The sequence below is a fragment of the Brachyspira murdochii DSM 12563 genome (assembly GCF_000092845.1).
Lineage (GTDB): Bacteria > Spirochaetota > Brachyspiria > Brachyspirales > Brachyspiraceae > Brachyspira > Brachyspira murdochii.
The window spans coordinates 2,587,557-2,613,689 of sequence record NC_014150.1 but is presented as its reverse complement, the minus strand read 5'-3'; the positions used below and the strand labels follow the sequence as shown (position 1 = coordinate 2,613,689).

Genomic DNA, 26,133 nt, shown 5'->3' with positions numbered 1-26,133 from the left:
TAACTTTAATTAATCATAAGGAGATTGTTACCATGACTAAAAAAGTATTATTATTAATTGTAATATTATCAATTAATTTATTCGGATATGGAGGAGGATTTGAAATATCTTTAAATGTACCAATAGGAGCTTCAATAGGAACACCAAATAATGCTATGAAAAATCTAGGCTACACTTCAAAAAAAGGTATAGACAGCGGATTAGAAATACAATTAGGATATATGCATAAAATATATAACAGGATAGGAGCTGGATTATTTATTGATTTAGGATATACGTATGACAGTTTTCCATCATCAAAAACTTTTGAAAATGGAGAGATTATAGACACATCTATGTATATGCATAATTTTGAAATAGGATTTATGCCCAAAATCACTATTTGGGGAGTTTCTCTTGCAATAGGAGGCGGAATAAAAATACCTATGGCTGGAAAAAAAGATTTAGAATACGGATATAGTGCATCCGTTATGCATTATTTTAAGACGACTTTAGACTATTCTATATTTATAACTGATAATTTAGCAATAGTTTTAGGTGTTTATATATCGCATGACTATGGGCTTCCTTTAAGATCTTTGACTGATACTCCAAGAATAGGAGGTTCTGGAGGCGGTGCTTTAATAGGATTTAAATTCGGACCTAAATTAGAGGATAAAAATTAATTTTATGTATTGATTTTTTTCTTTTAAATGTTAGAATATACTAACAAATTAGATAACTATACTAACAATTCTAAAAATAGGACTTCTTAATGAAAATAAAAACTATAATATATTTAATCATAATAACTATTATAACAAATAAAGCATATTCATATAATTCGAAAGAAATAAATAGTTTTTATAATAGCTATTACTCTTCAAGTTATGATATAAAAGTGGCAGAAAATAATAATTCAAAAACATTTAAAAATATATACGCCCTTGTAAAATCAAAAACAATAGAAGATGAAAAAGAAAAATATAATTATTTAAAAGCAATAATTGAAGCAAATGCAGACTATATAAAATCAGATGATATTGATTATTTAATAAGTGTATCAGAGCTTATGAATTATATAGTTTATTACTGCAAAGTACCTGAAAAAATTTCTTTTGGTTCAAAAAGTAAAGAAATATATAAAAATATTTTAGATAAAGATAATTCCAATTTTTTTGCACTTCTTGGTACTGCTGTAGGATATATGCATGCTCCAGCCATAGCAGGCGGAAGCAATAAAAAGGCTTTTGAATATTTTAATAAGGCATTGGATAATGCAAAAGAAAAATACCAAAAATATTTATCATATGTATGGCTTTCTCAATACTACTTCAAGATAAAAGATGATGAAAATTATAATAAGTATATTGAAATGAGCAAAGGCATATATAAAAACGGAGAATTATTAAAGGAGGCAATAGAAAGAAACAATACCAAAAACAAACCATTATGATAAAAAATAAAAACAGTTTTAATAGTGATAGGGTTTTATAATAAAAAATATTGTATTAATAAAATACAAAGTTGTTAAAAATTATAAACAAAATAAAGGATAATATTATGAAACGTTTATGTTTAATTTTAACAGCTTTAATAACAAGTGTTTATAGTATATTTGGTTATACTATTTTAGAAGATTTTAATGATTTTTTAGTAGATGAAAATCAGCTTACTATAAGACTTGACAGATTAGGAGTATTAGCAGGTACAGAAAATTTCAGATTTATGGCAGGTGTTGAAGGAGAAACGGCAGGAGTATTGCTTGATAATTTGGATGTCGGAACAGAAGGCGGCATAAATAATTTCAGACCCGCAGCTATAGCAGGATTTGGATATAAAACAGATAGTTTCGGTATAGGAGTCGGTTATCAATTCAAATATGTATCAGGTTCTTGGCAGGCACATACCCCTATAATCACAGCCACTGCATTGAATGACAATTTGAGAATAAATGTACCTGTAACAATAGGAGTAGGAAGCGGAAGCATTAATGATGGTGATATAGCCGTTTCAACAGATATAAGAGTAGAATACTACACTGGAAATGATATTTTCAGCAGAATAAGAGTTAATCTTAAATACGGTATGTACAGATTAAAAGCCAATTCAAGCAGATCTGTAGCATTTAGCTCTGCTAATTTTGGAACTTTATCAGGCATGTTAAATCCAGAAATAGGCGGTAACGGACAGTTTGGATTTGCAGATGATACTACAGCTCAGTCAATAGGTATAGATGCAAGAGGATATTTTATAGCAGCAACTGACCCTGTATTGATAGAACCTCAAATAAGAGTAGTATATCAAGGTTCAATAGCCGACTTCACTGGTACTTCTTATTCTTTAACTGTTTCTGGTAATAAACATAGCGGTGCTGTAGAATTTGGTTCTTATAATATAGATGCTTCTTCTCCAATGGGTGCTTTTGAAATGGATAATTCCACATATTCTGGTTCAGGTATGCCTGCATGGTATGATTTTACTGCTCATAATTTCAAATCTACAATGGCAGGAGCTTCCATAGAAATAGGAGGAACAGAATATTATATTACGAAACCTCAGTTTATAGGTGTATCTATGCCGGTAGGTTTTACTGCTGAAAGCGAGTTTATAAGTGTGTATTTAGAACCTGCTGTTTCATTTTCTATGCTTACTGGAGGAGTTAATGCTTATGCAACAAGTTCAAAACCTGTAAGAATACCGCCTTTATTCTACTCTGTGGGATATTTGGTATACGGAGAATTATACATCACTCCTAAACCTAATTTGGAATGGTATTTTGAAGCTCAGATTGGAGGTGCTACTACTGTTGATGGTATTGGAAATAGAGCAAACAGCTCACTTGCCTTCAATGGAAGTACTGGTATCACTTGGAAATTTTAATTTGCTAAATTATTGATTTATATAGATCTTTGGGAAAATATATTATTGGGTGTCTTTATCAAAAAGATACCCAATATATGAACAAATAGAGGTTATAAAAATGATAAAAAATTATTGTGATTTTTTATGTTATAGCGATGAAGACAAAAAAAGAGAAAATGAGAAAAAAACTATGCTTTGTATGATAGAAATTTACTGCAGAAATAATCATAAAGAATACCATAAATCTTATAATAAAACTTTCGGCAGTAAAAATATTTGCAAGGAATGTGAAAACATATATAATTATGCTAGCATAAGAACTGATAAATGCAGGTTTATGGAGACAAAAACTTTCTGCAGTGCATGTAAATCTCAGTGCTATAATAAAGATATGAAAGAAAAAATAAAAAATATAATGCGTTTTTCAGGTAAAAGAATGCTTCTTTATAATCCTATAATAGCATTGAAACATGTTATTGTTATGATAAAGCATAATTTTAATAAAAATAAAAAGATTAATTTTAAAGGTATAATATGAGAGTATTATTTATAGTTCTAGGTTTTATTTTTGTAGGTATTGGTGCTGTTGGAATAGTTGTTCCTATACTGCCTACTACACCTTTTCTTTTGCTTGCATCTTTCTTTTTTGCAAAAGGCTCTAAAAAGTTTCATAATTGGTTTACGTCTACAAAATTATATAAAAAACATTTAGAGAGTTTTTTAAAGTCAAGAGCTATGACTTTAAAATCTAAGCTAAGCATACTTCTTCCAGTAAGTGCAATGCTTATAATTACATTCATTTTTGTAAACAACATTTATGCTAGAATAACACTTGTAATACTTTTTATTTCAAAATATTTATACTTTTTTACCCAGATAAAAACTATAAAAGAAGATGAAATAAATAAAAGTACAAATGAATTAGATAATTTAGATAATATAGAGTAATTTTTTAATCTCAAATAAATAACATTCTTAAAAATAGCAGTTATATTTTATTAAAGGAAAGTCAATGAAAATATTAAAATATATTTTTATAATAAATATTATACTTTTATCTTCATTCGCTATACTTAAAGCGGAAGAAAATACTGAAGAAAAAAAAGGATTTCAGTCTGTATTGGATAATAGATTTTTCTCTATAGGAATATTCAGCAGTGCAGATTCTATAAAGACAACTGTTAATATAGAGTTTGGATTTAAGATTATGAAATATAATAATTTTCAGATAAAAAGCTACACTTCGGTAACAGGCTCTAAAATATATGATGACAGCCCTCAAATGTACCAATTAGGACTTATGCAGAAGTTTACATTTGGAGGAGATGATGAGTATACAGGTAAAATAAGTATAGCGAGATACGGATTTGCTTTTGCAAGTTTCGGATTTTTATCTTTTGATGCTGATAGAAGCGGGAAGTTTTTATTTGCAAAACCGTACTATTGGGAGGTAGGAGGAGGAGCTGGATTTAATATAAATGTAAGCAAACATGTGGGTATAGTTTTAGAGTTTGGAGGAGGTCTTCATATGGTGCATAATGGAAAAGAACTAGGATATCCAGAAAAAATAAATAAGGCTGGTTTTGGAAGAATAAGTGTAGGCGGACGATATTATTTTTAATGAAATATTAATACAAATTATATAAAAATGTTTTATTTCTCCTATTAATTAATTTAATCATTGCTTATTTAAAATTATAAATAGGCAATGATTTTTTATTATACAAACAATATCTTCTATATAAATTGACATAAAATTAAAATACTTTATAATTCTCTTTAGGCGATTTATTTACTTATATAAGTTCATAATAGGCTGAACGTTTCTACCAATTACCTCAATAATTGACTATAAGTTTTTTGCCTTATTTTTTAGTTAACGGAGGTATAATATATGTCTAGTCTTTTTATCAAAAACGCTTCTTCTATAGTTACCTGTTCGGAAAATGATGCTGTTTATAACTCAGCTAATATACTAATAGAAAACGGAGTTATAACATATATAGGAGAAATGGCAGAAAAGGAAACATTAATAAAAGAAAAAAATGCAGACAGGGTTATTGATGCTTCAGGTTATTTTGTATATCCGGGGCTTATTAATACTCATCATCATTTATTTCAAATATTCAGCAGAAATTTGCCTCAGGTTCAGAATATGGAATTATTTGAATGGCTTACCAATCTGTATGAAATTTGGAAAAATTTAAATAGTGAAGTAGTATATTACAGTTCTATTACTGCTATGGGAGAGCTTTTAAAAACAGGATGTACAACTTGTTTTGATCATCATTACTTATTTCCAAATAATAATGCTGAAGGAATAATAGATTCTCAGTTTAGAGCAGCTAAAGATTTGGGTATAAGAATGTATGCTTCAAGAGGAAGTATGGATTTGAGCAAAAAAGACGGCGGACTTCCCCCAGATTCTGTAGTACAGCCATTAGATGTAATTTTGAAAGACTGCCAAAGAGTAGTTGAAAAGTATCATGACAATTCAAAATACTCTATGAATATGGTGGCATTAGCTCCTTGTGCACCTTTTAATGTAAGCGAAGAATTATTAAAACAATCTGCTATTCTAGCAAGAGATTTGAAAGTAAGGCTTCATACTCATTTATGCGAAACTAAAGATGAAGAAGTGTATGTAAAAGAAAAATTTAATATGCGTCCTTTGGAATATATGGAATCTTTAGGCTGGGTGGGTAATGATGTTTGGTATGCACATGGTATTCATTTTAATGAAAAGGAATTAAAATTTTTAGCTGATACAAAAACTGGAGTAGCACATTGTCCTATATCCAACATGAAATTAAGTTCTGGAGTATGCAATATACCAGAGATGTTAAAATTAGGTGTGCCTGTAAGTTTGGCTGTTGACGGCAGTGCAAGTAATGACGGATCTAATATGTTAGAAGAGATGAGAGTATGCTATCTTCTTCACAGACTTAATTCAAGTAATAATGCTCCTAGTGCTTATGATATATTAAAAATGGCTACAAAAGGCGGTGCCGAAGTTTTAGGACGTGATGATATAGGAAGTTTGGAAGTAGGAAAAGCTGGAGATTTATTCATGATAGATATGAGGCGTTTGGAAATGGTAGGTGCTGATTTTGATTCTAAATCTATATTATGCACTATAGGCTGGAAGAATACTGTTGATTATACTATAGTTAATGGAAAAGTCGTTTCAGAAAAAGGAAAACTTACTTCCATTGATGAAGAGAAAATATATAAACTTGCTTATGAAACAGAAAGAAAATATTTAAATATGTGATTTATCAAAAAATATCAATACTGCAGTATTAAACTAAAATGCTGCAGTATTGATATTATAATTTTTTATTATTAGCTATAATTTTCTAACTAACCCTGTCTTCTTTCATCTTATAAACTTTATCTGCTATATTAAGTGTAGAAAGTCTATGTGAAACTAAAACAACTGTTCTGTTAACGCTGTTTTCTTTTATTGATTTTAATATAACAGCCTCATTCAAACTATCTAAATTGCTTGTAGGCTCATCAAGAAGTATAAAAGGAGCATTATGTAAAAAACTTCTAGCTATTCCTATACGCTGCTTTTCTCCGCCTGATAAAGTATCTCCAAGCTCGCCTACATTAGTATCATATCCTTTAGGCAAAGTCATAATAAAATCATGGAGTGAGGCTTTTTTACATGCTTCTATAACATCTTCTCTTGAGGCATTTTGATTTGCTATTTTTATATTATTTTCTATAGTATCTTTAAAAATAGAAGTCTCCTGTGTTACATAGCTTTCCATATCACGAAGAGAATCGGTATTTATATCTTTTATATCTTTAGATGATATTTGTAGACTTCCCTTTTTTATATCCCAAAAACGCATAAATAGTTTTAAAAGAGTAGACTTTCCGCTTCCGCTTTTTCCGCTTATTCCTATTATCTTATTAGTCTCTATTTCTAAATTATAATCATTTAATATCTCTTCGCCTTCATAGTCAAAATATATATCTTTACATTCCAAGCCTTTAAACTCTAAATCTTTCTCTCCATTATAAACTTCTTCAATAATAGGCTTTTCTTTAAGCAAGTTTAATACTCTCTCTCCGCTTGCTAAGGTCATAAACAAATTATTTGATAAATTGCTAAGTGCTATAACAGGTCCGAATGAACTAGCCATTGCTATTGTAGGTATTATAATATTAGCGAAATTATTTTTTACATCTTTTGAAAGTATAATACTTACAACGAGTACAGCAAATGTAAATAATGTTACAGCAGAAGTTGTAATTGCAGATATAAAACCTTCATATTTTTTTAGCTTTTCATTGATATGCATTAAACTGTCAGTCTTTGTTTCTATATTTTTTGCTCTTTTATCTCCGTATCCAAATTGCAGTACCTCTTTTATACCCCATAAACTATCAAGAAAATAACTGTTTAATTTACCAAAATCATCTCTGTAAGACATTCCGTCATTTTTCCCAAACCTTGATGAAAAATAAGGTATTATAAAACCTATAGTGATATATCCTAATAATGCTATAACTCCTAATATAATATTAAAACTTCCTATAAAAATTGTCATAATAATTGAAGTTAATACTCCTATTGCTATAGGTGAAATAGTATGTGCATAAAACACTTCAAGAAGTTCAATATCGCTTGTAATAAGAGCTATTAAATTTCCTTTATCTCTTCCTTCAAGTTTGGCAGGGGATAATTTTCTTAAAGCCTTAAAAACTTTATCTCTTATTAAAGCAAGTAGTTTAAAAGCTATAAAGTGATTGCTCAGCTGTTCTATATAGTGAAGTACCCCTCTTAAAACAGCAAGCACCAAAACTATTATAAATATAGTTTTTATAGTAAACAAATTATTTAATCCTAAATACGTTAATATGGCATATCCGCCGAATATAGTTATTGATATGGCACATAAAAAACCTAGAACTCCTGTAGTTATTGCAAGTATCATAACATGTATAAGCGGAGTTATTAAGCCTATTAATTCCGCCATAATTTTTATACCGCTTCTTCTCATTTTATAAACTCCTTTGTTATATAAAATTTTAAAGTTGTTTTTCTTTTTATAATTACTAGACTTGTTTAAAAATTAATTTTATTTATATTTGTGGGGACTAGCCCCCACACCCCCACTTCTTTTGTTGCCACAAAGAAGCAGGCACAGCCCGCAGTAGCGAAAGGCTATATTTCAGGCTAAATTTAATAATTTATTCTACATGTAAAACATAATTAGTACTATTTAGCATTACTTTTAGATTTGCACTTTTTGGTTCTTTTTGCGGCGGGAAAAAGAACAATAAAAAAATTACAAATTTAAAAATTTTTAGTATATATTTATTTTATATAGCTATTCTTAAACTATCTCCTTTTGTTATGCTCTCTAAATTGGTCTGCTCATTAAAAACTTTAGCATACTCTCCATTTATATTCATTAACTCATTATGTGTACCTTCTTCTTTTATCACTCCGTCTTTTAAGAAGTATATTTTATCTGAAAGCATAGAGTTATAAAGCCTATGAGATATTAATATAACAGTTTTTTCTTTGGCAATATCTCTTATCACTTTCATAATACTCTCTTCACTTTCAACATCAACATTAGAAGTAGCTTCATCAAATATATATATGTCCCCTTTAAGAAGTATAGCCCTTGCTAATGCCAATCTCTGTTTCTGTCCTCCAGATAAATTTGCAGCCTTTTCCATTATCTTTGTATTAAGTCCGTCTTCAGACTGTAAAAAATCATAAAGCTCAACTTTTTTTAATACCTCATTCATCTGATTTTCTGTTATATTATCTCCAGCCATTTTTAAATTATCATATACAGTGCCTTCAAATAAATAACTGTTATGATCAACTACAACTATTCTTTTGTATAAATCATCTTTATCTATCGTAGAAATTTCTATATCTCCAATCTTAACAGAGCCTTTATAATTTTCATTTCTTAATGATATAATCCCAGCAATAGTGCTTTTTCCAGAACCTGAAATACCAACTATAGAAACAAATGATTTTTCTTTTATAGTCATATTAATATCTTTTAATATAGTTTTATCTTCATTGTATGCAAAACTAACATCTTTAAAAGTAATCTCTTCATTATTTTTATTAATTTTATTTACTCTTTTATCATCATCTTTCATATCAAGTATTTCAAACATCTTATCGCTTGCAGATATTCCATTCATAGCAATGTGAAAGAATGAACCTAAAAGTCTTAATGGAATAAAAAACTCGGCAGAAAGCATTATTATAGTAAATGTGCCGGCAATATTAATATTTCCTTTCATATATTCAAGTACAGAAATTATAACTCCCAAAGCAGCACCGCCATATGCTATTATATCCATTATAGTTGTAGAATTAAGCTGCATAAATAAAAGATTCATAGTAGCAATTCTAAACTTTTCAGCTTCTATATTCATCTCTTTATTCTTATTTTCATCAGCTTTATATATTTTTAAAGTAGTAAGTCCCTGTACATCTTCTAAAAACATCTCTCCCAAATCGCTGTAGCTTCCCCAATATTTTTTTAGTATTCTTTTAGCAATTTTTACTATAGCAATAATTGATATAGGTATTAGAGGAACACATATTAAAAGTATAACAGCTGACTTTATACTTATAGTAGAAAGCACAGCAAAAAGCACTATAGGAGCTATCATACTATAAAAAAACTGAGGCAAATATCTTCCAAAATAAGTTTCTAACTGATCAACTCCCTCCATAGATATTTGCACTATTTCGCTTGTAGAAAATTTTTCTTTATATCTGCTTCCAAGTGTGAGTAGTTTTGAATATATTTTTTCTATTAAAGTCTGCTTAACTCTTCCAGAAGCATAGTATGACATTTTTGACATTAAAACAGTAAATCTGAATCTTAATACTATTATTACAAAAATAGCTATGCATAACTTTATAATATCTTCTTTTGTTATATTTCCATTAGAAGCCTTTTGTATAATATCAGCCATAAAAAATACGGCTGTTATATTAAGTGCCAGATTAACAAGCTGTATTATAACATGCCAAGCTATATATTTTTTGGCATATCCCATCAAAGCAATAAGCCTTTTATTAATCATAAACTTTTTCCTTTATTTTATTTTTTATATATCAATAAATAGTCCTCTTAATAATCTCTTTTATAGAAGAACTATCATAATTTCCCTTTATCATAGAATCCATTATAAATGAAAATATTATATCTATAAACTTTTCAGCACTAAGATTATCATTAAAAGCATATTCTCTTATATTTTTATCATTTATAATAGTTTTGTACATACTATCTTTAATATGCTTTATCATATTCATCATTACATTTACACCCTTATCCTTATTTTTTCCAAATATTATAGTAGAATGCAAAGCAAAAAAATGAGGGTATTTTTTCTCCCCTTTTTCTAAAATTTTAAAAATGGAATCTATACTGTCAATAAAACTATCAGACTCCAGACAAATATCCGAAGAATGAAATATATCAGCCCATACGCTTACAATAACTGCAATAGTCAGCTCTTCTTTTGACTTAAAATAATTATAAATAGATCCTACAGCAATATTAGCCTCATCAGCAACAGAACGCATATTAATAGCATTAAGTCCTTTTCTTTTTATTAATTCTCTGCTCGCTTTTAGTATATCTTCTTTTGAAGTTACAATATTATTCATTAATTCCCCAAATAGTATAAAATGAACAATGTTCATTTTGCTTCAAAATAAAAGTCCAATAAGAAATCAGACTTTTATAACCTTCATTTATTTAAACTTAAATATATTTTAATTAATTATTATTTTTTGTCAATATAAAAAACAAAATTAATTTGTATTTTTTATAAATAAAAAACTCCAAGCATATATAACAATATACTTGGAGTTTATAAAATTACTTAATTAATTTTCCCTTTTTTTCATTTTACGAAGTATTATTATAACAGCACAAAGAACTACTATAACACCCAAAGCAACAGGTATTACCCATCCTTTATAAGCATTATCATTAGAAAGTATTTCATTCCATAAATCTTCCATTAATATATTAGTATCATCAGGCAATGTTATATAAACTTCGCAGTTATCTAAAGTTTCCTGATTTGGATATATTATTTTATTATTTTTAGTTTCGCTGCTCATTATAGCGATAGCTCCGTCATTAGGAGATGCATAATTAATATATTCTATATTAGCCAAAGCTATTTGAGGCTCGCAAAGGAAATTAATATACATTTCAGCCAATTCCGGAGAACCTGAGTTTGAAGGTATGCATATAGAATCTACAAATAAATTAGCACCTTTTTTAGGTATAACAAAATTTAAATCATGATTGCTTGCCATCATAGAAAGAGAATCACCCGCATAATAAACACCAAGGGCTGCCTCACCCGCTTCCATTTTGTCGTATATTTCGTCCATTACATAAGACTGTACCAAAGGTTTTTGTTCTTTTAATAGTCTTGCACATTCTCTTAATTCTGTTTCATTAGTAGTATTTAACGAATAACCTAAATAAGCCTGAGCTATTGCAAAAGCATCTCTAGGGTTATAATACATAAGTATCTGACCTTTATATTTTTTATCAAAAAGTATATCCCAATCTATATCAGCTTCATTTTCAGTTACCATTTGTCTATTATAAACTATTCCAGTTACTCCCCAAGTATAAGCTAAAGAATACTCACCTGTAGGATCAAAAGGAAGGTTTTTAAATCTATTAGCTATATTGGTATGAGCTGGTATATTATTATAATTTAATTTCTGAATTAATTTTTCATTAATAAGTCTTTCTATCATATAGTCTGAAGGTATAATAACATCATACTGAATACCTCCTACTTTTAATTTTACATACATCTCTTCATTAGAGGCAAAAGTGGAGTAGTTAACTTTTATTCCAGTAAGCTCCTCAAAAGTTTTATTTACATCAAGAGAGCCGTCAGAACCGTCAGATATATACTCGCCCCAGTTATAAACATTAACCGATAGATTTTGTCCTTTATACTTATGGTAATAATTAGTATCAAAGACGCTAAGGTCAACAGTTTGAGCACTTGCTGATAAGGCAATTAACATTAAAACAGCAAAAACTTTTTTTTTCATTTTTATTTTATCCTTCAAAATATAATTTTTATTATCTTTTTTATTTATTTTTTTTATTTACTTCTTTTTCTTTTTAGCTGAATCAAATATTTTTCTTTTTTTATCTCTTTCAAATTCATTATAACTAAACTTACAAGCACAACTATAAATATAACAGTAGATATAGCATTAATCTCCGGACTTACACGCTTTCTAGTCATAGAATAAATAGTTATAGGCAAAGTCTGCGAAGTAATTCCAGAAGTAAAATAACTTACAACAAAATCATCTAATGAATAAGTTAAAGCCATTAAAAAACCAGCAAGTATACCCGGAAGTATATCAGGTATCACCACTTTCCAAAATGCCTGAGAAGGAGTGCATCCCAAATCCAAAGCCGCCTCATACAAACTATTATCCTGCTGTCTTAATTTTGGAAGTACATTAAGTATAACATAAGGAACATTAAAAGTTATATGAGCAAGTATCAAAGTTGTAAAACCGAATTTTAATTTCATTATAACAAATAAAAGCATTAAAGATATACCAGTTACTATTTCTGGGTTTATTATAGATATATAGGTAATGCCCATAACAGCACTTTTCATTTTTTTATTAAAACTGTTTATTCCAATAGCGGCCATAGTACCAAGTATAGTAGCTAGTATAGAAGATACAGAAGCTACTATTAAAGTATTAACAAATGAACTTAATATCAAATCATTAGAAAAAAGCTCTTTATACCAATTCAAAGTAAATCCAGTAAATACACCTCTCCCTCTAGCTTTATTAAATGAAAAGAAAATGAGTATAGCTATAGGAGCATATAAAAATAGAAATATAAAAGCAATATAGCCTCTTGAGAGAATTTTCTTTATCATAACAGCATATCCTTACAAAAACATACCATCATCATCTTCATATATCTGCTGCATAAGAGCAATAGCACATAAAGATATTACTATTAATACCAAACTTACAGCAGAACCCAAATTAGGATTATAAGACATTCCTAAAAACTGCATCTCTATCAAATCGCCTATAAGTATATTAGATCCTCCTCCAAGCATACGCGAAATAACAAATGTACTAACTGCCGCCACAAATACCATTGTAACGCCTGCCGCCATACCCGGAATACTTAATGGAAAAATTATTTTAGTAAATACATTAAAAGAATTAGCACCCAAATCCTGAGAAGCCTCTATCAAACTGCTATGTATCTTTGTCATTACAGAGTAAAGAGGAAGTATCATAAAGGGAAGATAGTTATAAACCATACCTATTAAAACTGCTGCCTGAGTATTAATAAGTTTTACTGGAGAAAGCCCCATAAAAAGCAAAGCTCTATTGATAAGTCCATTGTTTTCAAGTATAGTCATCCAAGCATAAGTTCTAAGAAGAAAGTTCATCCACATAGGAAGCATTACAAGCATTATAAGGGCATGCTGAATAGTTTTCTCCTGCCTTGATATATAATATGATAAAGGATAGGCAAGTATTAAGCATATTAAAGTAGAAACAGCTGCAAGTATAACAGAACGCACTATAACTGGAGTAAAAGAAGCAGCATTAGCAAAATTGTCTAATGTAAAATCACCTTTCTGATTTGTAAAAGCAAAATATATAACTAGAAAAAGAGGAACTAATACAAAAACTAATGTCCAAATCAAATAAGGTACTGCAGGTATTTTTGTTTTCATATTATCACCTCTTTAGCTGTTTTTTTCATTATATGAATATTTTCTTTTGCAACATCAATTCCTATTTCAGTGCCAGCCTCCCATTTTTCTGTAGAATGTATTATCCATTTATAACCATGGGCATCGAGTATCATTTCAAAATGCACACCCTTAAATATAGCAGATTCCACCAAACCAGATATATTAGCACTTTCAGGAGGTACTACTATTATATCTTCAGGACGTATAACAACATCAACTTTTTCTAACTTTTCAAAACCCTTATCTACACAGTCAAATACATACCCAGCAAACTCTACAATATAATCATCATGCATAATACCATCTATAATATTACTCTCGCCTATAAAATCTGCTATAAATGCATTCTTAGGCTCATTATATATATCTTCAGGAGTGCCAATCTGAAGTATTTCTCCGTCTTTCATAACAGCAACTGTATCGCTCATAGTGAGAGCCTCTTCTTGATCATGAGTTACATATACAAAAGTAATTTCTAATGACTGCTGAATCTTTTTTAACTCTATCTGCATTTCTTTTCTGAGTTTTAAATCCAATGCCCCCAAAGGTTCATCAAGAAGTAAAACTCTAGGCTTATTAATTAATGCCCTTGCAATAGCTACTCTCTGCTGCTGACCGCCTGAAAGTCTTGCTATATTTCTATTTCCGTAATTTTCTAAGTTTACCATTTTTAGCATCTGATAAACTCTCTCTTTAATTTCTGATTTAGGAACTTTTTTAAGATTAAGTCCGAATGCTATATTTTCAAATACATTAAGATGAGGAAATAATGCATAACGCTGAAAAACAGTATTAACTTCTCTTTTATAAGGAGGAGTATCATTTATAACTTTGCCGTCAAAAAGAACCTCTCCAGAATCAGGCTTTATAAAACCTGCTATAGTTCTTAGTATGGTAGTTTTTCCGCAGCCTGATGGACCTAAAAGAGTTAAAAATTCTTTATCTTTTATATCAAGACTTAAGTTTTCTAATATGGAGTTTTCTTCATATGAAACATTGATATTTTTTAAAGACACGATAATATTACCGCTCATAAAATGACCCCCTATGCGTATATTTGCAACAGCCTCCGTAAAATTTACATGTATATAACATATCGCTTACCCGCATAGGGTTTTTTTCGTTCTAGCTAATTATAGAAATAATAAGCCTTTCTTAGTCAACAGATACACCTTAAAAGAATATCCATTACTCGAGCTATTGCATAAATCATTTATTATTAATTAATCAACATAATACAAATATAAATAATGTCAATAGTATAAAAAATATTTTTAGTAATTTTTTAAATCTTTAGATAATCATAATTAAAATAAAAAAGAGGCTTTTTATAGCCCCTTATTTTTATAAAACTTTTAGTATATTTATTGTACTGTTTTTTTGTTAGAGTTATCACTTTTAGTTATTGTAAGAGTATCATCAGTAAATTCAAAATATTGATAATCACTAGAGCCGCTTTTATAATTATTATCTGATATTTTCGTTAAACTACTATTGCCTAAACTATCAACACTGAAAGATCCTCCTACAGAAGAAGATACTACTATACCATCTGCATCTACTGTTGCACTATATTATGTAATATTATTATTTTTATACTCATAAGTACCACAGATGCAGCTGTACCTGTTGTATCGCTTATTACTAACAAACTAAATAAAAATAAAATTGATAGAATACTTAATAGTTTTTTGTTCATATTTGAACTCCTTAAATTTAATTTTTTATAATAAACATCATAGTGTTTACTTATATTTTAATTTTGAAAATTAGAATTAATCGTTTGAAATAATCTATTAATTTTGAAAGAGGAATATTAATTATATTTTTATATATCTTACTTTGTTTATGAAGCGTTTTGCATGAAAAGTTATGCTATAACAAAATATTATTCATATATAATAATATTAATTTATATAAAAAATTATTTAAAAATTTAAACTATAGCTTGAGTATGTATTATTTATTTGTAAAAAACTGTTCATATCTGATATGCTGCTATGTTTGTATTTTATGTTCAACTATATAATTTAATTATTATATAATAAAATATTTTATAAGTTGTATAAAATATAATTCTTTTAGTTCTCTCCGAATGCGGGCTGTACCTTAATCACAGACATAAAATAACTTTGGTTTGTGTAAAGCTACCCAAACATAACTTAAAAATACTAAATTAAAAACTTATAAAATTAATAAATTTAGTTTTGGAACAAGTCTTTTTATTAAAATTTGATTTTAATTAAATTACAGTACTATTTATTTTCTGGTTTTAATGAAGCTTTTAAGTTTGAGAAAAACTCCTCTTCATTCATAGACATTTCCTCAGGCAAATTTTCACTCATCTCTTCTAAAAATATTGAAGGAGTGCATTCTACTTTTTTTCCCATTTTTGTTCTGCTTCTGCAGTATGTAAGAGTTAAATGCTTTTTAGCCCTTGTCATAGCAACATAACAAAGACGCCTTTCTTCTTCTATTCCCATTTCATCAGATGAACTTTTATGATGCGGCATAATACCATCCTCCATACCGCATATATAAACATAAGGAAACTCAAGCCCTTTAGCAGCATGTATACTCATAAGCATAATGCCTTTCTTTTTTTCCTCATCATCATTTTGCTCCTCTATACTCATAAGAAGTATTCTGTCCAAATAATTTTTTAAAGTAGCATTTTTATTAGATTTCTCATATTCAAGTATGCCGTTCATGAGGGACTCAACATTCTCCATTTTTTTTGCCCCCTGCTCTTTGGTATCGCTAGAGTTTAAGATTTCATTATGATATGCTATAACATCTAAAAACTTATTTATGTTTTCGTATAGTTTAGGACGTTCAATATCGTTTTTATCAACTGTAAATAAATTATGATAATGCTCTATAATCTCAAGAAAATCTTTTATACCAGCTTTTGCTTTAGGAGAAATATCTTCCATACTTTCATAATTAAGCAAAGTCTGATATAATGAAACACCATTTTTTATACTAGCTTCATTAAGATTATTTATAGCAACCGCCCCTATTCCTCTTTTAGGTATATTTATAACTCTAAGCAGAGAAACTTCATCTTCAGGATTAACAAACAAATTAAGATATGCTAATATGTCTTTAATCTCTTTACGTTCATAAAATTGAAAAGCTCCGACTACTGTATAAGGAAGTCCTCTAAGTCTAAAAGCCTCTTCAAAAAGTCTCGACTGAGCATTCATTCTAAAAAGAACAGCAAAGTCTTCATAATTTAATCTTTTGCTTATAGAATAATTAATAATAGAATCTGCTACAAACTGAGCCTCTTCTCTTTCATCTTCGCATGGCATTATTGTAGGAGGTATTCCTTCATCACCTTCTGCAACTACCTCTTTATTTTTTCTTTGAGTATTATTGCTTATTACAGAATGTGCTGCTTCAAGTATAGCCTTTGTACTTCTGTAGTTTTTTGTAAGAGTTACTATTTTAGCATCAGGATACTCATTCTCAAAAGAAAGTATATTTGATACATCAGCACCTCTGAATGCATATATACTCTGGTCATCATCACCTACTACAGCAATATTTCTGTATTTTGATGCTAAAAGACTTGTAAGTTTATATTGTGCAAAATTAGTGTCCTGATATTCATCAACCATAATATATCTGAATCTTTCCTGATATTTATTCAGAACTTCTGGGAACTCTATATATAAATCTATTGTGAGGTTGATAAGATCATTAAAATCAACAGCGTTATATCCTTTCAAATAATTCTGATAAACTTCGTACACTCTCTTTGCTTGTTTCTCGAGATCATCATGAGGCTCTACCTCATAAGGCTTCATCAAATTATTTTTAAATCTATCAATATACCAAGCAAATAAATTTTCATCATAATTGAGAGTATTAATCTTTATTTCTCTCAAAATATTACGTATAAGAGTTCTGCTGTCAGATGAAGAATATATACTGAAATTACTTTTATATCCCAATTTTTCAATATCACCTTTTAACACCCTAACACAGAATGAGTGAAATGTGCTTACTACTAATTGTTTAGGTTTTTCTTTTAATAGTTTTGTTATACGTTCACGCATCTCTGAAGCTGCTTTATTTGTGAATGTAACAGCAAGTATCTGACTAGGAAGCACTCCATGTTTTATTAAATATGCTATTCTCTCTGTGATAACTCTAGTTTTTCCGCTTCCAGCTCCTGCTAATGCAAGCAACGGACCGTTTATATGTTCTACTGCCTGTCTTTGTTCTTCATTTAACATTAATGCCATAGTTTCTTATTACCTCTCATTTTGAAGAATTATTATATACCATATTAAAATAATGTAAAATTCTTAATTAATAGATTTTTTAATATTTATGATTTACTTTTGACAATCTGTATTTAGGTATATACTGAAAATTTTTAATTTTAACGAATTTTCTAAGACTATGGAAAGCGGTACGAGTTTTACAATCTTCTCTCAAAATACAAATCGATAAATTAAAAAATCTAGTATGCTTAAAAAACATACTAGATTTAAAACAACAACAATCCTTAAAAATCTCGATAATAATTGCAACTAAAAAGTTATGCTTGACTTTTTTAGATAAAGAACAGAGTTTATTTCATCAATTAGCATTCCTGCTAAAAAATATCAAAAACAAATGCAGCATAAATTTATTTAAATCATTCGGGCAGTTCTTTGCATTAATAATTTTTATCACTGCAGAAGGAGGAATATTTTTAAAAAAATACAATCACGGAGGCAGTTTAATGTTAGTACGAAAATTGACTTATAAAAATATATTAGGCGGTATAGAATAATGGCAGAGTTAGAAAAGTTTTCGGCACTTTACGGAAAAATAGATTATCCTGCAGATTTGTTAACAACACCTTTTGAAGTGCTTGAATATAGAACTAGACTAGGATTAACAACAAGCGAGTTTGAGTTTATATGCTGGATATTTCATTTAGTAAATAAAGATTTTAATGAAATTAGAGATAAAGATATCAGCAGAAGATGCACAAGACAAAGAAAAAGCCTGCAGGCAAAAGGCTATTTGAAAATAAAAATAGCAAGAACATATAAAGACAAACGATGTATAAAAGTAGGATTAGTATATGACTTTACTAATTTGAAAAATAAAATTGAAGAGCTGAAAGAAGAAGATAAAAAACTTCAGAATCTCGAAGCTCCTGTTACTGTGATATATGATGAGCCTAGTTTGTTTAATGAAGATGTGGACGAAAATCCAATATATCCTGCAAAACTTTTAACAGATGATAAAGAGATAAAAGAGCTTCAGCTTCAAAATGAGTTTTTAGAAAAGTTTAAAAAATTGTATGAAGAATTATTGCTTGAAAAATTAGACTACTCGGCAAGAGCTCCTTATAAAATGCATTTAATAAAAATCTTTAAAAACAGAGTAAATAACAATATTGATGATGTTTTAGAAATTACAAAAAATGCATTTTATAAATTACCAGTAGAAAAAAGATATGCTATGAAACTGCAGGATTTATTGAAAATGGCTTTATGCCAAAAAAATGAAAGTACAAAAAATAATGATAACAAAGAAAATAAAACTCAAAGCGAAGAAACAAAAAAATACACAATACCAAGCGGAATTGATAAACTGAATTATTTATTAAAAATTATAGAAGAAGGAGGAAACCTAGATGATGCGTATTCACAAATTGCAAATTGCGGATAACGGATATTGTCTGCAAAGCTATAAAAAATATTTGGAAGAATTAAAAAAAATAGCAAGGGACGGAAAAGACCCAAAATGTACTAAATGTGATGAGTATGGATTTCTAAAAGTTCCAGATGATTTAAGTTTTTCAGGAAGACGATACAGTCTGCCTACTATGTGCGACTGTGTAAGCGATGAAAAAACTAAAATATCAGAAAAGATAGAAAGAATTGATAACCTTATAAAAACATATAATTTAGTATTCGGCACATTAGATAATGAAATAACTTTGGATATTTTTGCAAAAAGATTTAATCAAACTGAGCTGATTAATTCTATAAAAAAATATTTGAATGTAGGAAGTACAATGTCATTATATTTCAGAGGGAAGAGCGGAACAGGTAAAACTACAATGCTAAAAATGTTATGGCAGATATATGCTATTAATAACATCAAAGTAATGTATATGAAGGCTAGCCATTTTGAAGATTTGCATAAAAACTTATTTAATCAAAATGCTAAAGATAAAGATATGAAAGCTGCTATTGATAAAAAAATAGATAATGCCAAAAATGCAGATATTATTATGATAGATGATATTGACAGCGTAGGTTTTCATTATGCCATAGATGGATACTATAAAATATTTGATAATATAAGAAGCGGAGAAAAAACTGTGATACTGACATCAAATAAAAGCTATGATGATTTATTAAAGAGTTTGAATAAAAAAACTGATTCTGAATATATGAAAGGCAGACTTACAAGCAGACTATTAAACTTGAAAATTATAGAAATAGAAATGCAGAAGTATAAAGAATTAATAACTGCTTAAATAGTCAAAATATTATTTTGATTATTTATATAAGATTTTATTAAAAGAGGAAAATATGAAGATTTTGAATCAGTGCTAACTGATATAGAAGATGAGATAGCTAATAATGAATAATTCTATGTTTATAAGTTGTCAACAATGTTGATAACTTGTAAATAAGATGTTCAAAAATCAGGAGGTAAAAAATGAATAAAGAAGATTTAATTATTAATGAATGTGAAGAGCTTAAAAACTTATTAATTAAGAAGAATAAAGATTATGGAAATAGTTATGATAAAACATTGCATGAGTACGGTATAAGCATAGGATTAATAAGAATAGAAGATAAATTAAACAGATTAAAAACTCTTATACTATCAAAAGAAAAGCCAATGGTAGAGGAAAGTATTATTGATACTGTATTTGATATAGCAGGCTATGCAGTTCTTTTTAGTATTTATCTAAAAGAACAAGGTAGTAATAAAGGAGGAAAGTGAGAAACCGCCGCCGAGTAAACTTGTTTGCTCGGGTATATTAGGCGGGTTCGAACATAGCAGCAATGAGAAGAGATGAAAAAGCATATAAAAGATACAAAAGCAAAAAATGGCGTGCTTTTAGAGAAAGTTTTTTGAAAGAAAATCCGCTTTGCAAAAACTTTGAGGAATGCCATAACTTTGCTGAACATGTGGACCATATAAAAAGAATAGAAAGCGAAGATGATCCTCTGTTTTATGATAAAAATAATCTGCAGGCTTTATGCAAAAGGTGTCATAGCAGAAAAACAGCAAAAGAAGATGGAGCTTTTGGAAATAAAAAGAAAGATTATTAATAGGATATGATTATGAAAATAGATAGTCAAAAACAATATATACATATAGAACGAGATAATAAAGAAGAACGTATTATTATCGATGCTAAAAATATTAGCAGCGAAGATACTATTTATTTGTTGACTGAGTTTATATACTTTGTAACCAATAAAGAAAATGTACCTGCTGATGGTTTTATTGATATTATAAAAGAGGCAGTAAGATTAAAAACGGAATTAGAAAAAAGGAATGAAGAATGAGAGAGCTAAACTTTGTAGAAGATAATGGACTTTTTGGCATAACTTTTAAGTCTGACAATAAAGCAGAAGCTAATACTATTATGAATGCTATACAGAGGTTTATATCAAAAAATAGCAGCAATGAGAAAAAAGAAAATATTGATTTTTCTGTATGTCCTATAGGTGAGTACAAAGGAACTGTATGGATTCTAATAAATACTATTTCATTAAAACAATATCTTTCAAATTATAATTTACAAGAAGGATATAGAAATAGAGTTATAGAAGAATTGAAAAAACGAGGTGAATATATTGATGATAACAATATAGAAGAAGTAGAAAAACCAATAAAAGAAATATCAAGAAAAACTGAGCTTGAAAATAAAATACAATCTATAACAAATGGCAGAGCATACAATGAACTGACAGACGAAGAACTTGAGAAAATAATTCCATTAGATAAAGAATTATCAGCTTTATATAATACCACAGAAACTGCAAAACATATTTTACAAGGCAGGAAGTTTAATAAAAGCAGAGAGCTTGAAAATAAAATAACACAGGGCAGAAGACTATCAGAGCTTACTATTGATGAGTTAAAAGAATTGAATAAAGTTACAATGAATGATCATTATAAAGAAGATATACAAAAAGAAATTGATAAAAGAGAAAATAAATCTTTTGAAGAAACATTAAAAGAAAACAATGAGATAATGTCTTTCTCAGAAGATGAAGAACAGTCTAATTATAAAATAATAGATGAAGATGAAGATCCATTAAGTGTAGATACTGATAATATAAATAATTGGGATTTTGATGCAGATGGTGATAAAGTTGATAGCGAAGGCAATAAAATGCTTTTTGATTATTAAAAAGCATTTTATTAAACTTATCGATTTAGAAGAGCCTTATTCATGGGAGTTTAAACAATCTGAAGAAGATAGGGAAAAAATAGATTTAATTATAGAAGAACTTAATAATAAAAACAAGATATATGAATATGATAAATGGAAAGATATAATGAAAGACACTATTATAATATTTGATAATACAAAAGAAAATCAAACCCTGATAAAAACCAAAGGCAGCTATGAAGATATTTTAATAGGATATGCAACACTTATATATCAAACTGCTATAAACACTAAGAAAAAACCTGAAGATGTTGTTTTGGATATATTATATAAAGTCAAAGATAATAAAGAAACTTTGTATAAATATATAAAAAAGAATAAGGGAAATAAAAAATGAATAAATTAAAATCATCTAAATATAAAAATCTGTATAACATATTAAAGAATGTTGCTTATAAACATACAATAGCTAAAGTATTTTATGATTTTATAGCTATGACAGCATTAAATATTGCAATAGGAATAAGTCTTAATATGGAAGATAAGGAAAAAAGAATAGAACAATTTAAAAAAATTGCTGTTGCTTATGATGAAAATGAAATGGAGTTTTTTAATGCATTTAAATTAGGATTAGTAAATGAATACCAGAGTAACAGATATCAGGATGTATTAGGAGTTTTATTTCAAGAACTTGAATTAAAAAATGATTTCAAAGGTCAATTTTTTACACCTTATGAATTATCATACTGTATGAATAAAATTAATTTTGATAAATCATTATTGGAAAGTAAATCTTTTATTTACTGCAATGAACCAGCAGCAGGAAGCGGAGGAATTGTTATAGCTTCATGTCAGATAGTAGAAGAATTAGGCTATAATTATGCAGAAAAATTAATATGGAATATTAATGATTTAGATTTGATGTGTGTATATATGTCATTTATACAATTAAACTTAATAGGAGCTTCTGCTTTAATACAGCATTGCAATACATTAAGTATGGAAGTTTTTGATAGGTTTTATACACTCGGATATATTTTAAATAGATGCGGTGAAAGACTTCGGATAGAAAAAAAGTGCAATAAAATGTTGGAATTAATAAAAGATATATAAACCTTAAATAATAAAAAACGGAGTGTAAAAATGATTTGTGATATATGTAAAAAAAATATAAATGATGATGAGATATTGGAAGGACAAATAAATATTAAATATAAAGATAAAGATGGTATAGAAAAAGAGAAAGAAAAAGAAGGTAAACTTTGTATATCATGCTTAGAAGGTTTATCAAAGTATATGGGTATTCCAATAACGATTGTTTGTGAATATGAGGAGTAATTTATGCTGAAAGGTATTTTTATTAAAAAATATTTAATAAATATAAACTGTATATCAAATATTTATTTTGATGAAAATAAAAAGAGCATAAGGATATTTACTTTAGATAGCGGATTGCCTACAACAATAGAATGTGATTCAGAAGATGAATATAATAAATATTATAATGTTCTAAGCTCATTATTTGATATAGTAGAGATATAAAAAATGATTAAAGCGATTATTAATTATAATGATGTAAATGATGAGTTCAGAAGAATGAATGATATTCTAGGAATATTAAAATATAAATACAAAAATATTAATGTTAGTTATAAAAAAGTAAAAAAGAAAAATGAATTATTTTTAACTATAAATAATGAGAGATTGGAGTGTCATCATAGTTTGGGGTTTTATATGCAGGCAATAGAAAATATATTGAATAAGGTTATAAAATGATGGTTTATCAAATAGGTTCTATAAGTTTTGGAATATTTAGTGTTATATGTATTTTTATTAGTATAACATCAAAAAATGATATAGCTAAGGCTTTCTATTTACTTTGTTTCTTTTTATCAAATATTGCTTCTTTACTTTGTGATATATTAATAAAGCTAAACTTTTAAGCAATGAAATAGGTATAGTAAAATGAAAAAAATAAAAAAAATAACACATTCGGATCTATGCTGTCTTACAGCTAAATATTTTTTGGAAAGTATTGCTTTGATAGAATATAAATGTTTATTAGTGAAGGAAAATCCTGATGTATTAATATTTGATAACTATTCAAATACAACTCTTTATGAAATAAAAACAGATATAAAAGATTTTAGAAGGGATTTATTAAAACCACATAGGATAGTTTATAAATTAGATAGTAAAATGCGTATAGAAACTTTTAAATCTTCTATAGGTACAAATAGATATTATGTATGTCCTGAAGGATTAATAAAAAAAGAGGACTTACCTATCGGATGGGGATTAATATGGTATTATGATAATGGTAATTTTAAAATACAGAAAAAAAGCGGTGCATTCAAAATTGATAAAGGACTTGAAAACAGGCTTTTAATTAATACTATAAAAAGAATTAAGCATGGCAAATGCAGCAATATTTTAATTAGGGATTATATAGAATATGAATAACATTAATTAATATGGAGTGAAATATAATGAGCGATCATAACATTGTAACATTAATAGGAAGGCTAACTGCTGACCCGCAGCGAAAATATACACAAGGAGGAATGGAAATTGCTGAGTTTTCTATAGCAAACAATTATTATGTAATTACAAAAAATACTACAGAAGTAAATTATTTTGATATAGTAGCTTTTGGAAAATTAGCAGAAACAGTAAGTAAATATCTTATAAAAGGAAAGCAAGTTTTAATATGCGGAACACTAAGGCAGGAAAGATGGCAGGATAAAAATACAAACACTACTAAATCTAAAGTGAGAATAATTATGCAGTCAATGCAGATGCTTGCTGATAAAAAAGATGTGAATAATGCAGTAGAAAATAATAGTCAGGAAGATGATGCCGATAGGCACCTACTCGGTGAGGAGGTACCGTTTTAATAATACATAGTTATAAAAGTTTATATTCTTTTTATTAAATGAAGGCTTTTGTCTTTAATTTAATAAAAAGGTATAAACATGGCTTCTAAAAGCAATAATAAATTAATAGTACAAAACAATAATAATATAATAACAGAAAAACAAGCGGAACTTCTCATTAAGCAAGCTAACTACTTAAATATACTTGACTATATGAAAGAAGAGCAGCTTATTAAACAGATAGATTATGAAATAGAAAAAGAAAACTTTTTTAAGCAATGTTCAAAAACAAAAAGCAATCACACAAAAAGACAATATAGAAACGGACTTAATAAACTAGAGGAATACTGCAAAATGAATAAGAAAAATATTTTATTTATTAAAGCAAGAGAAGCTGATGATTTTATAACGGAAGTCAATTCAAGTGAACTTTCTAATTTAAGTATACGTGCATTAGTTTCTTCATGTTCCTCTTTCTTTTCTTTTTTAGAGAGAAGATATCCGTTTATGAAAAATCCTTTTCGAGGTACAAAAACTCGTCCGCCTGTGAAGAACAAAAAAAGACTTGAAGTCCCAACTAAAAAAGAAATTGAATTAATAATTAAAGATATAGCAGATCCTCTTATAAAAGTGGCCATCATTTTTATAATGGAATGCGGAGTACGTGTTGGTGCTTTACCTAAACTAGAAATAAGAAATAACAAATATTATTCATATTCAAAAGGCAAGGAAATAAGCTGGAAAGTTACAGATAAAGTTATTAAATTATTGGCTAAAGCCCGCAGAGCGAAACAGAATAATCTTTCTTTTAATAATCCTTTCAAAAATAAAAGTTCTGAAGTGATAAGAAACATTTTTTATAGAAGTTCAAAGCGTTTATATCAGCAAGGTAAAATAAAAGCTGCATATTCTATACATGATATAAGGCATTATTTTGCTGTTACTTTATACAAACAAACCAAAGATATAGAACTCATTAGACAGGCATTAAATCATAGCAGTATAGCTATAACAGGAATATACTTAAAAAGTTTGGAGGTAGAATAATGAAAAAAAGATTAGTAGTTTGCAGATTTAATTATAAAGAATATAAGCTATTAAAAAGATTAGCTAAAGAAAATAATATGAGCGTACGTAAGTATATTAAAAAACTTATTTTAGATTATATCAATTAGATACAGTGTTGCGATAATTTATGTTATCGCAACTATATAATAATACTACACA

General features: G+C 28.1%; 31 protein-coding genes and 1 riboswitch. Of the genes, 23 read left to right on the top strand and 8 right to left on the bottom strand.

The genetic code is table 11. From position 1 onward, the window contains the following. Positions 1–32: 32 nt before the first annotated feature. The 7 genes from BMUR_RS11575 to BMUR_RS11545 all read left to right on the top strand — a co-directional run bounded on the left by BMUR_RS11575 (position 33) and on the right by BMUR_RS11545 (position 6,118). Positions 33–665: a hypothetical protein gene (locus tag BMUR_RS11575; RefSeq protein WP_013114722.1), complete on the top strand. Its 633-nt coding sequence runs from the start codon at positions 33–35 to the stop codon at positions 663–665. A gap of 89 nt (positions 666–754) precedes the next feature. Next, positions 755–1,435: a hypothetical protein gene (locus BMUR_RS11570; protein WP_013114721.1), complete on the top strand. Its 681-nt coding sequence runs from the start codon at positions 755–757 to the stop codon at positions 1,433–1,435. 107 nt (positions 1,436–1,542) lie between these two features. After that, positions 1,543–2,862, top strand: coding sequence for a hypothetical protein (locus BMUR_RS11565; protein ID WP_013114720.1), 1,320 nt, complete (start codon positions 1,543–1,545; stop codon positions 2,860–2,862). A gap of 100 nt (positions 2,863–2,962) precedes the next feature. Then, on the top strand, positions 2,963–3,382 hold the full coding sequence (locus BMUR_RS11560) for a nitrous oxide-stimulated promoter family protein (protein ID WP_013114719.1): 420 nt from the start codon (positions 2,963–2,965) through the stop codon (positions 3,380–3,382). Continuing rightward, positions 3,379–3,792, top strand: a complete 414-nt coding sequence (locus BMUR_RS11555) for a YbaN family protein (RefSeq protein WP_013114718.1) — start codon at positions 3,379–3,381, stop codon at positions 3,790–3,792. The genes BMUR_RS11560 and BMUR_RS11555 overlap by 4 nt, the downstream gene beginning before the upstream one ends. A gap of 64 nt (positions 3,793–3,856) precedes the next feature. Continuing rightward, positions 3,857–4,465 (top strand): hypothetical protein, encoded by a 609-nt coding sequence (locus BMUR_RS11550; protein WP_013114717.1) that lies wholly within the window; start codon positions 3,857–3,859, stop codon positions 4,463–4,465. 155 nt (positions 4,466–4,620) lie between these two features. Further along, positions 4,621–4,716: riboswitch (purine riboswitch) on the top strand. A 22-nt stretch (positions 4,717–4,738) separates the two neighbouring features. Further along, positions 4,739–6,118 (top strand): 8-oxoguanine deaminase, encoded by a 1,380-nt coding sequence (locus tag BMUR_RS11545; RefSeq protein WP_013114716.1) that lies wholly within the window; start codon positions 4,739–4,741, stop codon positions 6,116–6,118. Positions 6,119–6,203: 85 nt separating this feature from the next. Here the strand turns inward: BMUR_RS11545 and BMUR_RS11540 are convergent, their stop codons facing one another. The 8 genes from BMUR_RS11540 to BMUR_RS11505 form a co-directional block, all read right to left on the bottom strand. Further along, a complete protein-coding gene (locus tag BMUR_RS11540; protein ID WP_013114715.1) occupies positions 6,204–7,862 on the bottom strand; it encodes an amino acid ABC transporter ATP-binding/permease protein in 1,659 nt (552 codons plus the stop codon). A gap of 322 nt (positions 7,863–8,184) precedes the next feature. Beyond that, entirely contained in the window at positions 8,185–9,933 is a 1,749-nt protein-coding gene (locus BMUR_RS11535; RefSeq protein WP_013114714.1) for an ABC transporter ATP-binding protein/permease, read from the bottom strand. 31 nt (positions 9,934–9,964) lie between these two features. Further along, positions 9,965–10,522 (bottom strand): TetR/AcrR family transcriptional regulator, encoded by a 558-nt coding sequence (locus BMUR_RS11530; protein ID WP_041750013.1) that lies wholly within the window; start codon positions 10,520–10,522, stop codon positions 9,965–9,967. A gap of 222 nt (positions 10,523–10,744) precedes the next feature. Next, positions 10,745–11,947: an ABC transporter substrate-binding protein gene (locus BMUR_RS11525; protein WP_013114712.1), complete on the bottom strand. Its 1,203-nt coding sequence runs from the start codon at positions 11,945–11,947 to the stop codon at positions 10,745–10,747. Positions 11,948–12,000: 53 nt separating this feature from the next. After that, positions 12,001–12,807, bottom strand: coding sequence for an ABC transporter permease (locus BMUR_RS11520; RefSeq protein ID WP_013114711.1), 807 nt, complete (start codon positions 12,805–12,807; stop codon positions 12,001–12,003). 12 nt (positions 12,808–12,819) lie between these two features. Further along, entirely contained in the window at positions 12,820–13,629 is an 810-nt protein-coding gene (locus BMUR_RS11515; protein ID WP_013114710.1) for an ABC transporter permease, read from the bottom strand. Continuing rightward, positions 13,626–14,684: an ABC transporter ATP-binding protein gene (locus BMUR_RS11510; RefSeq protein WP_013114709.1), complete on the bottom strand. Its 1,059-nt coding sequence runs from the start codon at positions 14,682–14,684 to the stop codon at positions 13,626–13,628. Before BMUR_RS11510 ends, BMUR_RS11515 begins: the two co-directional genes overlap by 4 nt. A 1,221-nt stretch (positions 14,685–15,905) precedes the next feature. Continuing rightward, entirely contained in the window at positions 15,906–17,906 is a 2,001-nt protein-coding gene (locus tag BMUR_RS11505) for an ATP-dependent helicase (protein ID WP_013114707.1), read from the bottom strand. Between the two features lie 535 nt (positions 17,907–18,441). On the opposite strand from BMUR_RS11505, the gene BMUR_RS11495 reads away from it, so the two are divergent. The 16 genes from BMUR_RS11495 (at position 18,442) to BMUR_RS15205 (ending at position 26,081) form a co-directional block, all read left to right on the top strand. Further along, positions 18,442–19,332: a hypothetical protein gene (locus BMUR_RS11495; protein ID WP_008730407.1), complete on the top strand. Its 891-nt coding sequence runs from the start codon at positions 18,442–18,444 to the stop codon at positions 19,330–19,332. After that, the gene (locus tag BMUR_RS11490; protein WP_013114706.1) at positions 19,298–20,149 is read left to right on the top strand and encodes an AAA family ATPase; all 852 of its coding nucleotides are present in this window, start codon (positions 19,298–19,300) and stop codon (positions 20,147–20,149) included. Before BMUR_RS11495 ends, BMUR_RS11490 begins: the two co-directional genes overlap by 35 nt. Positions 20,150–20,334: 185 nt before the next feature. Continuing rightward, the gene (locus tag BMUR_RS11485) at positions 20,335–20,625 is read left to right on the top strand and encodes a nucleotide modification associated domain-containing protein (RefSeq protein WP_013113842.1); all 291 of its coding nucleotides are present in this window, start codon (positions 20,335–20,337) and stop codon (positions 20,623–20,625) included. 62 nt (positions 20,626–20,687) lie between these two features. After that, positions 20,688–20,957: an HNH endonuclease signature motif containing protein gene (locus tag BMUR_RS11480; protein WP_013113841.1), complete on the top strand. Its 270-nt coding sequence runs from the start codon at positions 20,688–20,690 to the stop codon at positions 20,955–20,957. Between the two features lie 12 nt (positions 20,958–20,969). After that, positions 20,970–21,197, top strand: a complete 228-nt coding sequence (locus tag BMUR_RS11475) for a hypothetical protein (RefSeq protein ID WP_013113840.1) — start codon at positions 20,970–20,972, stop codon at positions 21,195–21,197. After that, the gene (locus tag BMUR_RS11470) at positions 21,194–22,048 is read left to right on the top strand and encodes a hypothetical protein (RefSeq protein WP_013113839.1); all 855 of its coding nucleotides are present in this window, start codon (positions 21,194–21,196) and stop codon (positions 22,046–22,048) included. Before BMUR_RS11475 ends, BMUR_RS11470 begins: the two co-directional genes overlap by 4 nt. Next, positions 22,038–22,427, top strand: a complete 390-nt coding sequence (locus tag BMUR_RS11465) for a hypothetical protein (protein ID WP_013113838.1) — start codon at positions 22,038–22,040, stop codon at positions 22,425–22,427. The genes BMUR_RS11470 and BMUR_RS11465 overlap by 11 nt, the downstream gene beginning before the upstream one ends. Then, positions 22,424–23,143: an N-6 DNA methylase gene (locus BMUR_RS11460; protein WP_013113837.1), complete on the top strand. Its 720-nt coding sequence runs from the start codon at positions 22,424–22,426 to the stop codon at positions 23,141–23,143. The genes BMUR_RS11465 and BMUR_RS11460 overlap by 4 nt, the downstream gene beginning before the upstream one ends. Positions 23,144–23,173: 30 nt before the next feature. Further along, positions 23,174–23,368: a hypothetical protein gene (locus BMUR_RS11455; RefSeq protein WP_013113836.1), complete on the top strand. Its 195-nt coding sequence runs from the start codon at positions 23,174–23,176 to the stop codon at positions 23,366–23,368. A 3-nt stretch (positions 23,369–23,371) separates the two neighbouring features. After that, a complete protein-coding gene (locus tag BMUR_RS11450) occupies positions 23,372–23,572 on the top strand; it encodes a hypothetical protein (protein ID WP_013113835.1) in 201 nt (66 codons plus the stop codon). 3 nt (positions 23,573–23,575) lie between these two features. Further along, positions 23,576–23,806, top strand: a complete 231-nt coding sequence (locus BMUR_RS11445) for a hypothetical protein (protein WP_013113834.1) — start codon at positions 23,576–23,578, stop codon at positions 23,804–23,806. Continuing rightward, a complete protein-coding gene (locus tag BMUR_RS11440) occupies positions 23,803–23,973 on the top strand; it encodes a hypothetical protein (RefSeq protein ID WP_013113833.1) in 171 nt (56 codons plus the stop codon). Before BMUR_RS11445 ends, BMUR_RS11440 begins: the two co-directional genes overlap by 4 nt. Before the next feature lie 22 nt (positions 23,974–23,995). Next, positions 23,996–24,493 carry a hypothetical protein gene (locus tag BMUR_RS11435; protein ID WP_013114705.1) on the top strand — a complete coding sequence of 166 codons (498 nt, stop codon included), beginning with the start codon at positions 23,996–23,998 and terminating at the stop codon, positions 24,491–24,493. A 26-nt stretch (positions 24,494–24,519) separates the two neighbouring features. Next, a complete protein-coding gene (locus tag BMUR_RS11430; RefSeq protein ID WP_013113831.1) occupies positions 24,520–24,927 on the top strand; it encodes a single-stranded DNA-binding protein in 408 nt (135 codons plus the stop codon). Positions 24,928–25,005: 78 nt separating this feature from the next. Further along, positions 25,006–25,953 carry a tyrosine-type recombinase/integrase gene (locus tag BMUR_RS11425; RefSeq protein WP_013113830.1) on the top strand — a complete coding sequence of 316 codons (948 nt, stop codon included), beginning with the start codon at positions 25,006–25,008 and terminating at the stop codon, positions 25,951–25,953. Beyond that, complete coding sequence (locus tag BMUR_RS15205; protein WP_008729085.1) at positions 25,953–26,081, top strand: hypothetical protein; 129 nt, start codon at positions 25,953–25,955, stop codon at positions 26,079–26,081. Before BMUR_RS11425 ends, BMUR_RS15205 begins: the two co-directional genes overlap by 1 nt. Positions 26,082–26,133 lie beyond the last annotated feature (52 nt).

Bases quoted from the DNA above. Each gene is read 5' to 3' on its own strand.
- BMUR_RS11575 (WP_013114722.1), top strand. From the start codon at position 33: ATGACTAAAAAAGTATTATTATTAATTGTAATATTATCAATTAATTTA.
- BMUR_RS11570 (WP_013114721.1), top strand. From the start codon at position 755: ATGAAAATAAAAACTATAATATATTTAATCATAATAACTATTATAACA.
- BMUR_RS11565 (WP_013114720.1), top strand. From the start codon at position 1,543: ATGAAACGTTTATGTTTAATTTTAACAGCTTTAATAACAAGTGTTTAT.
- BMUR_RS11560 (WP_013114719.1), top strand. From the start codon at position 2,963: ATGATAAAAAATTATTGTGATTTTTTATGTTATAGCGATGAAGACAAA.
- BMUR_RS11555 (WP_013114718.1), top strand. From the start codon at position 3,379: ATGAGAGTATTATTTATAGTTCTAGGTTTTATTTTTGTAGGTATTGGT.
- BMUR_RS11550 (WP_013114717.1), top strand. From the start codon at position 3,857: ATGAAAATATTAAAATATATTTTTATAATAAATATTATACTTTTATCT.
- BMUR_RS11545 (WP_013114716.1), top strand. From the start codon at position 4,739: ATGTCTAGTCTTTTTATCAAAAACGCTTCTTCTATAGTTACCTGTTCG.
- BMUR_RS11540 (WP_013114715.1), bottom strand. From the start codon at position 7,862: ATGAGAAGAAGCGGTATAAAAATTATGGCGGAATTAATAGGCTTAATA.
- BMUR_RS11535 (WP_013114714.1), bottom strand. From the start codon at position 9,933: ATGATTAATAAAAGGCTTATTGCTTTGATGGGATATGCCAAAAAATAT.
- BMUR_RS11530 (WP_041750013.1), bottom strand. From the start codon at position 10,522: ATGAATAATATTGTAACTTCAAAAGAAGATATACTAAAAGCGAGCAGA.
- BMUR_RS11525 (WP_013114712.1), bottom strand. From the start codon at position 11,947: ATGAAAAAAAAAGTTTTTGCTGTTTTAATGTTAATTGCCTTATCAGCA.
- BMUR_RS11520 (WP_013114711.1), bottom strand. From the start codon at position 12,807: ATGATAAAGAAAATTCTCTCAAGAGGCTATATTGCTTTTATATTTCTA.
- BMUR_RS11515 (WP_013114710.1), bottom strand. From the start codon at position 13,629: ATGAAAACAAAAATACCTGCAGTACCTTATTTGATTTGGACATTAGTT.
- BMUR_RS11510 (WP_013114709.1), bottom strand. From the start codon at position 14,684: ATGAGCGGTAATATTATCGTGTCTTTAAAAAATATCAATGTTTCATAT.
- BMUR_RS11505 (WP_013114707.1), bottom strand. From the start codon at position 17,906: ATGGCATTAATGTTAAATGAAGAACAAAGACAGGCAGTAGAACATATA.
- BMUR_RS11495 (WP_008730407.1), top strand. From the start codon at position 18,442: ATGGCAGAGTTAGAAAAGTTTTCGGCACTTTACGGAAAAATAGATTAT.
- BMUR_RS11490 (WP_013114706.1), top strand. From the start codon at position 19,298: ATGATGCGTATTCACAAATTGCAAATTGCGGATAACGGATATTGTCTG.
- BMUR_RS11485 (WP_013113842.1), top strand. From the start codon at position 20,335: ATGAATAAAGAAGATTTAATTATTAATGAATGTGAAGAGCTTAAAAAC.
- BMUR_RS11480 (WP_013113841.1), top strand. From the start codon at position 20,688: ATGAGAAGAGATGAAAAAGCATATAAAAGATACAAAAGCAAAAAATGG.
- BMUR_RS11475 (WP_013113840.1), top strand. From the start codon at position 20,970: ATGAAAATAGATAGTCAAAAACAATATATACATATAGAACGAGATAAT.
- BMUR_RS11470 (WP_013113839.1), top strand. From the start codon at position 21,194: ATGAGAGAGCTAAACTTTGTAGAAGATAATGGACTTTTTGGCATAACT.
- BMUR_RS11460 (WP_013113837.1), top strand. From the start codon at position 22,424: ATGAATAAATTAAAATCATCTAAATATAAAAATCTGTATAACATATTA.
- BMUR_RS11455 (WP_013113836.1), top strand. From the start codon at position 23,174: ATGATTTGTGATATATGTAAAAAAAATATAAATGATGATGAGATATTG.
- BMUR_RS11450 (WP_013113835.1), top strand. From the start codon at position 23,372: ATGCTGAAAGGTATTTTTATTAAAAAATATTTAATAAATATAAACTGT.
- BMUR_RS11445 (WP_013113834.1), top strand. From the start codon at position 23,576: ATGATTAAAGCGATTATTAATTATAATGATGTAAATGATGAGTTCAGA.
- BMUR_RS11440 (WP_013113833.1), top strand. From the start codon at position 23,803: ATGATGGTTTATCAAATAGGTTCTATAAGTTTTGGAATATTTAGTGTT.
- BMUR_RS11435 (WP_013114705.1), top strand. From the start codon at position 23,996: ATGAAAAAAATAAAAAAAATAACACATTCGGATCTATGCTGTCTTACA.
- BMUR_RS11430 (WP_013113831.1), top strand. From the start codon at position 24,520: ATGAGCGATCATAACATTGTAACATTAATAGGAAGGCTAACTGCTGAC.
- BMUR_RS11425 (WP_013113830.1), top strand. From the start codon at position 25,006: ATGGCTTCTAAAAGCAATAATAAATTAATAGTACAAAACAATAATAAT.
- BMUR_RS15205 (WP_008729085.1), top strand. From the start codon at position 25,953: ATGAAAAAAAGATTAGTAGTTTGCAGATTTAATTATAAAGAATATAAG.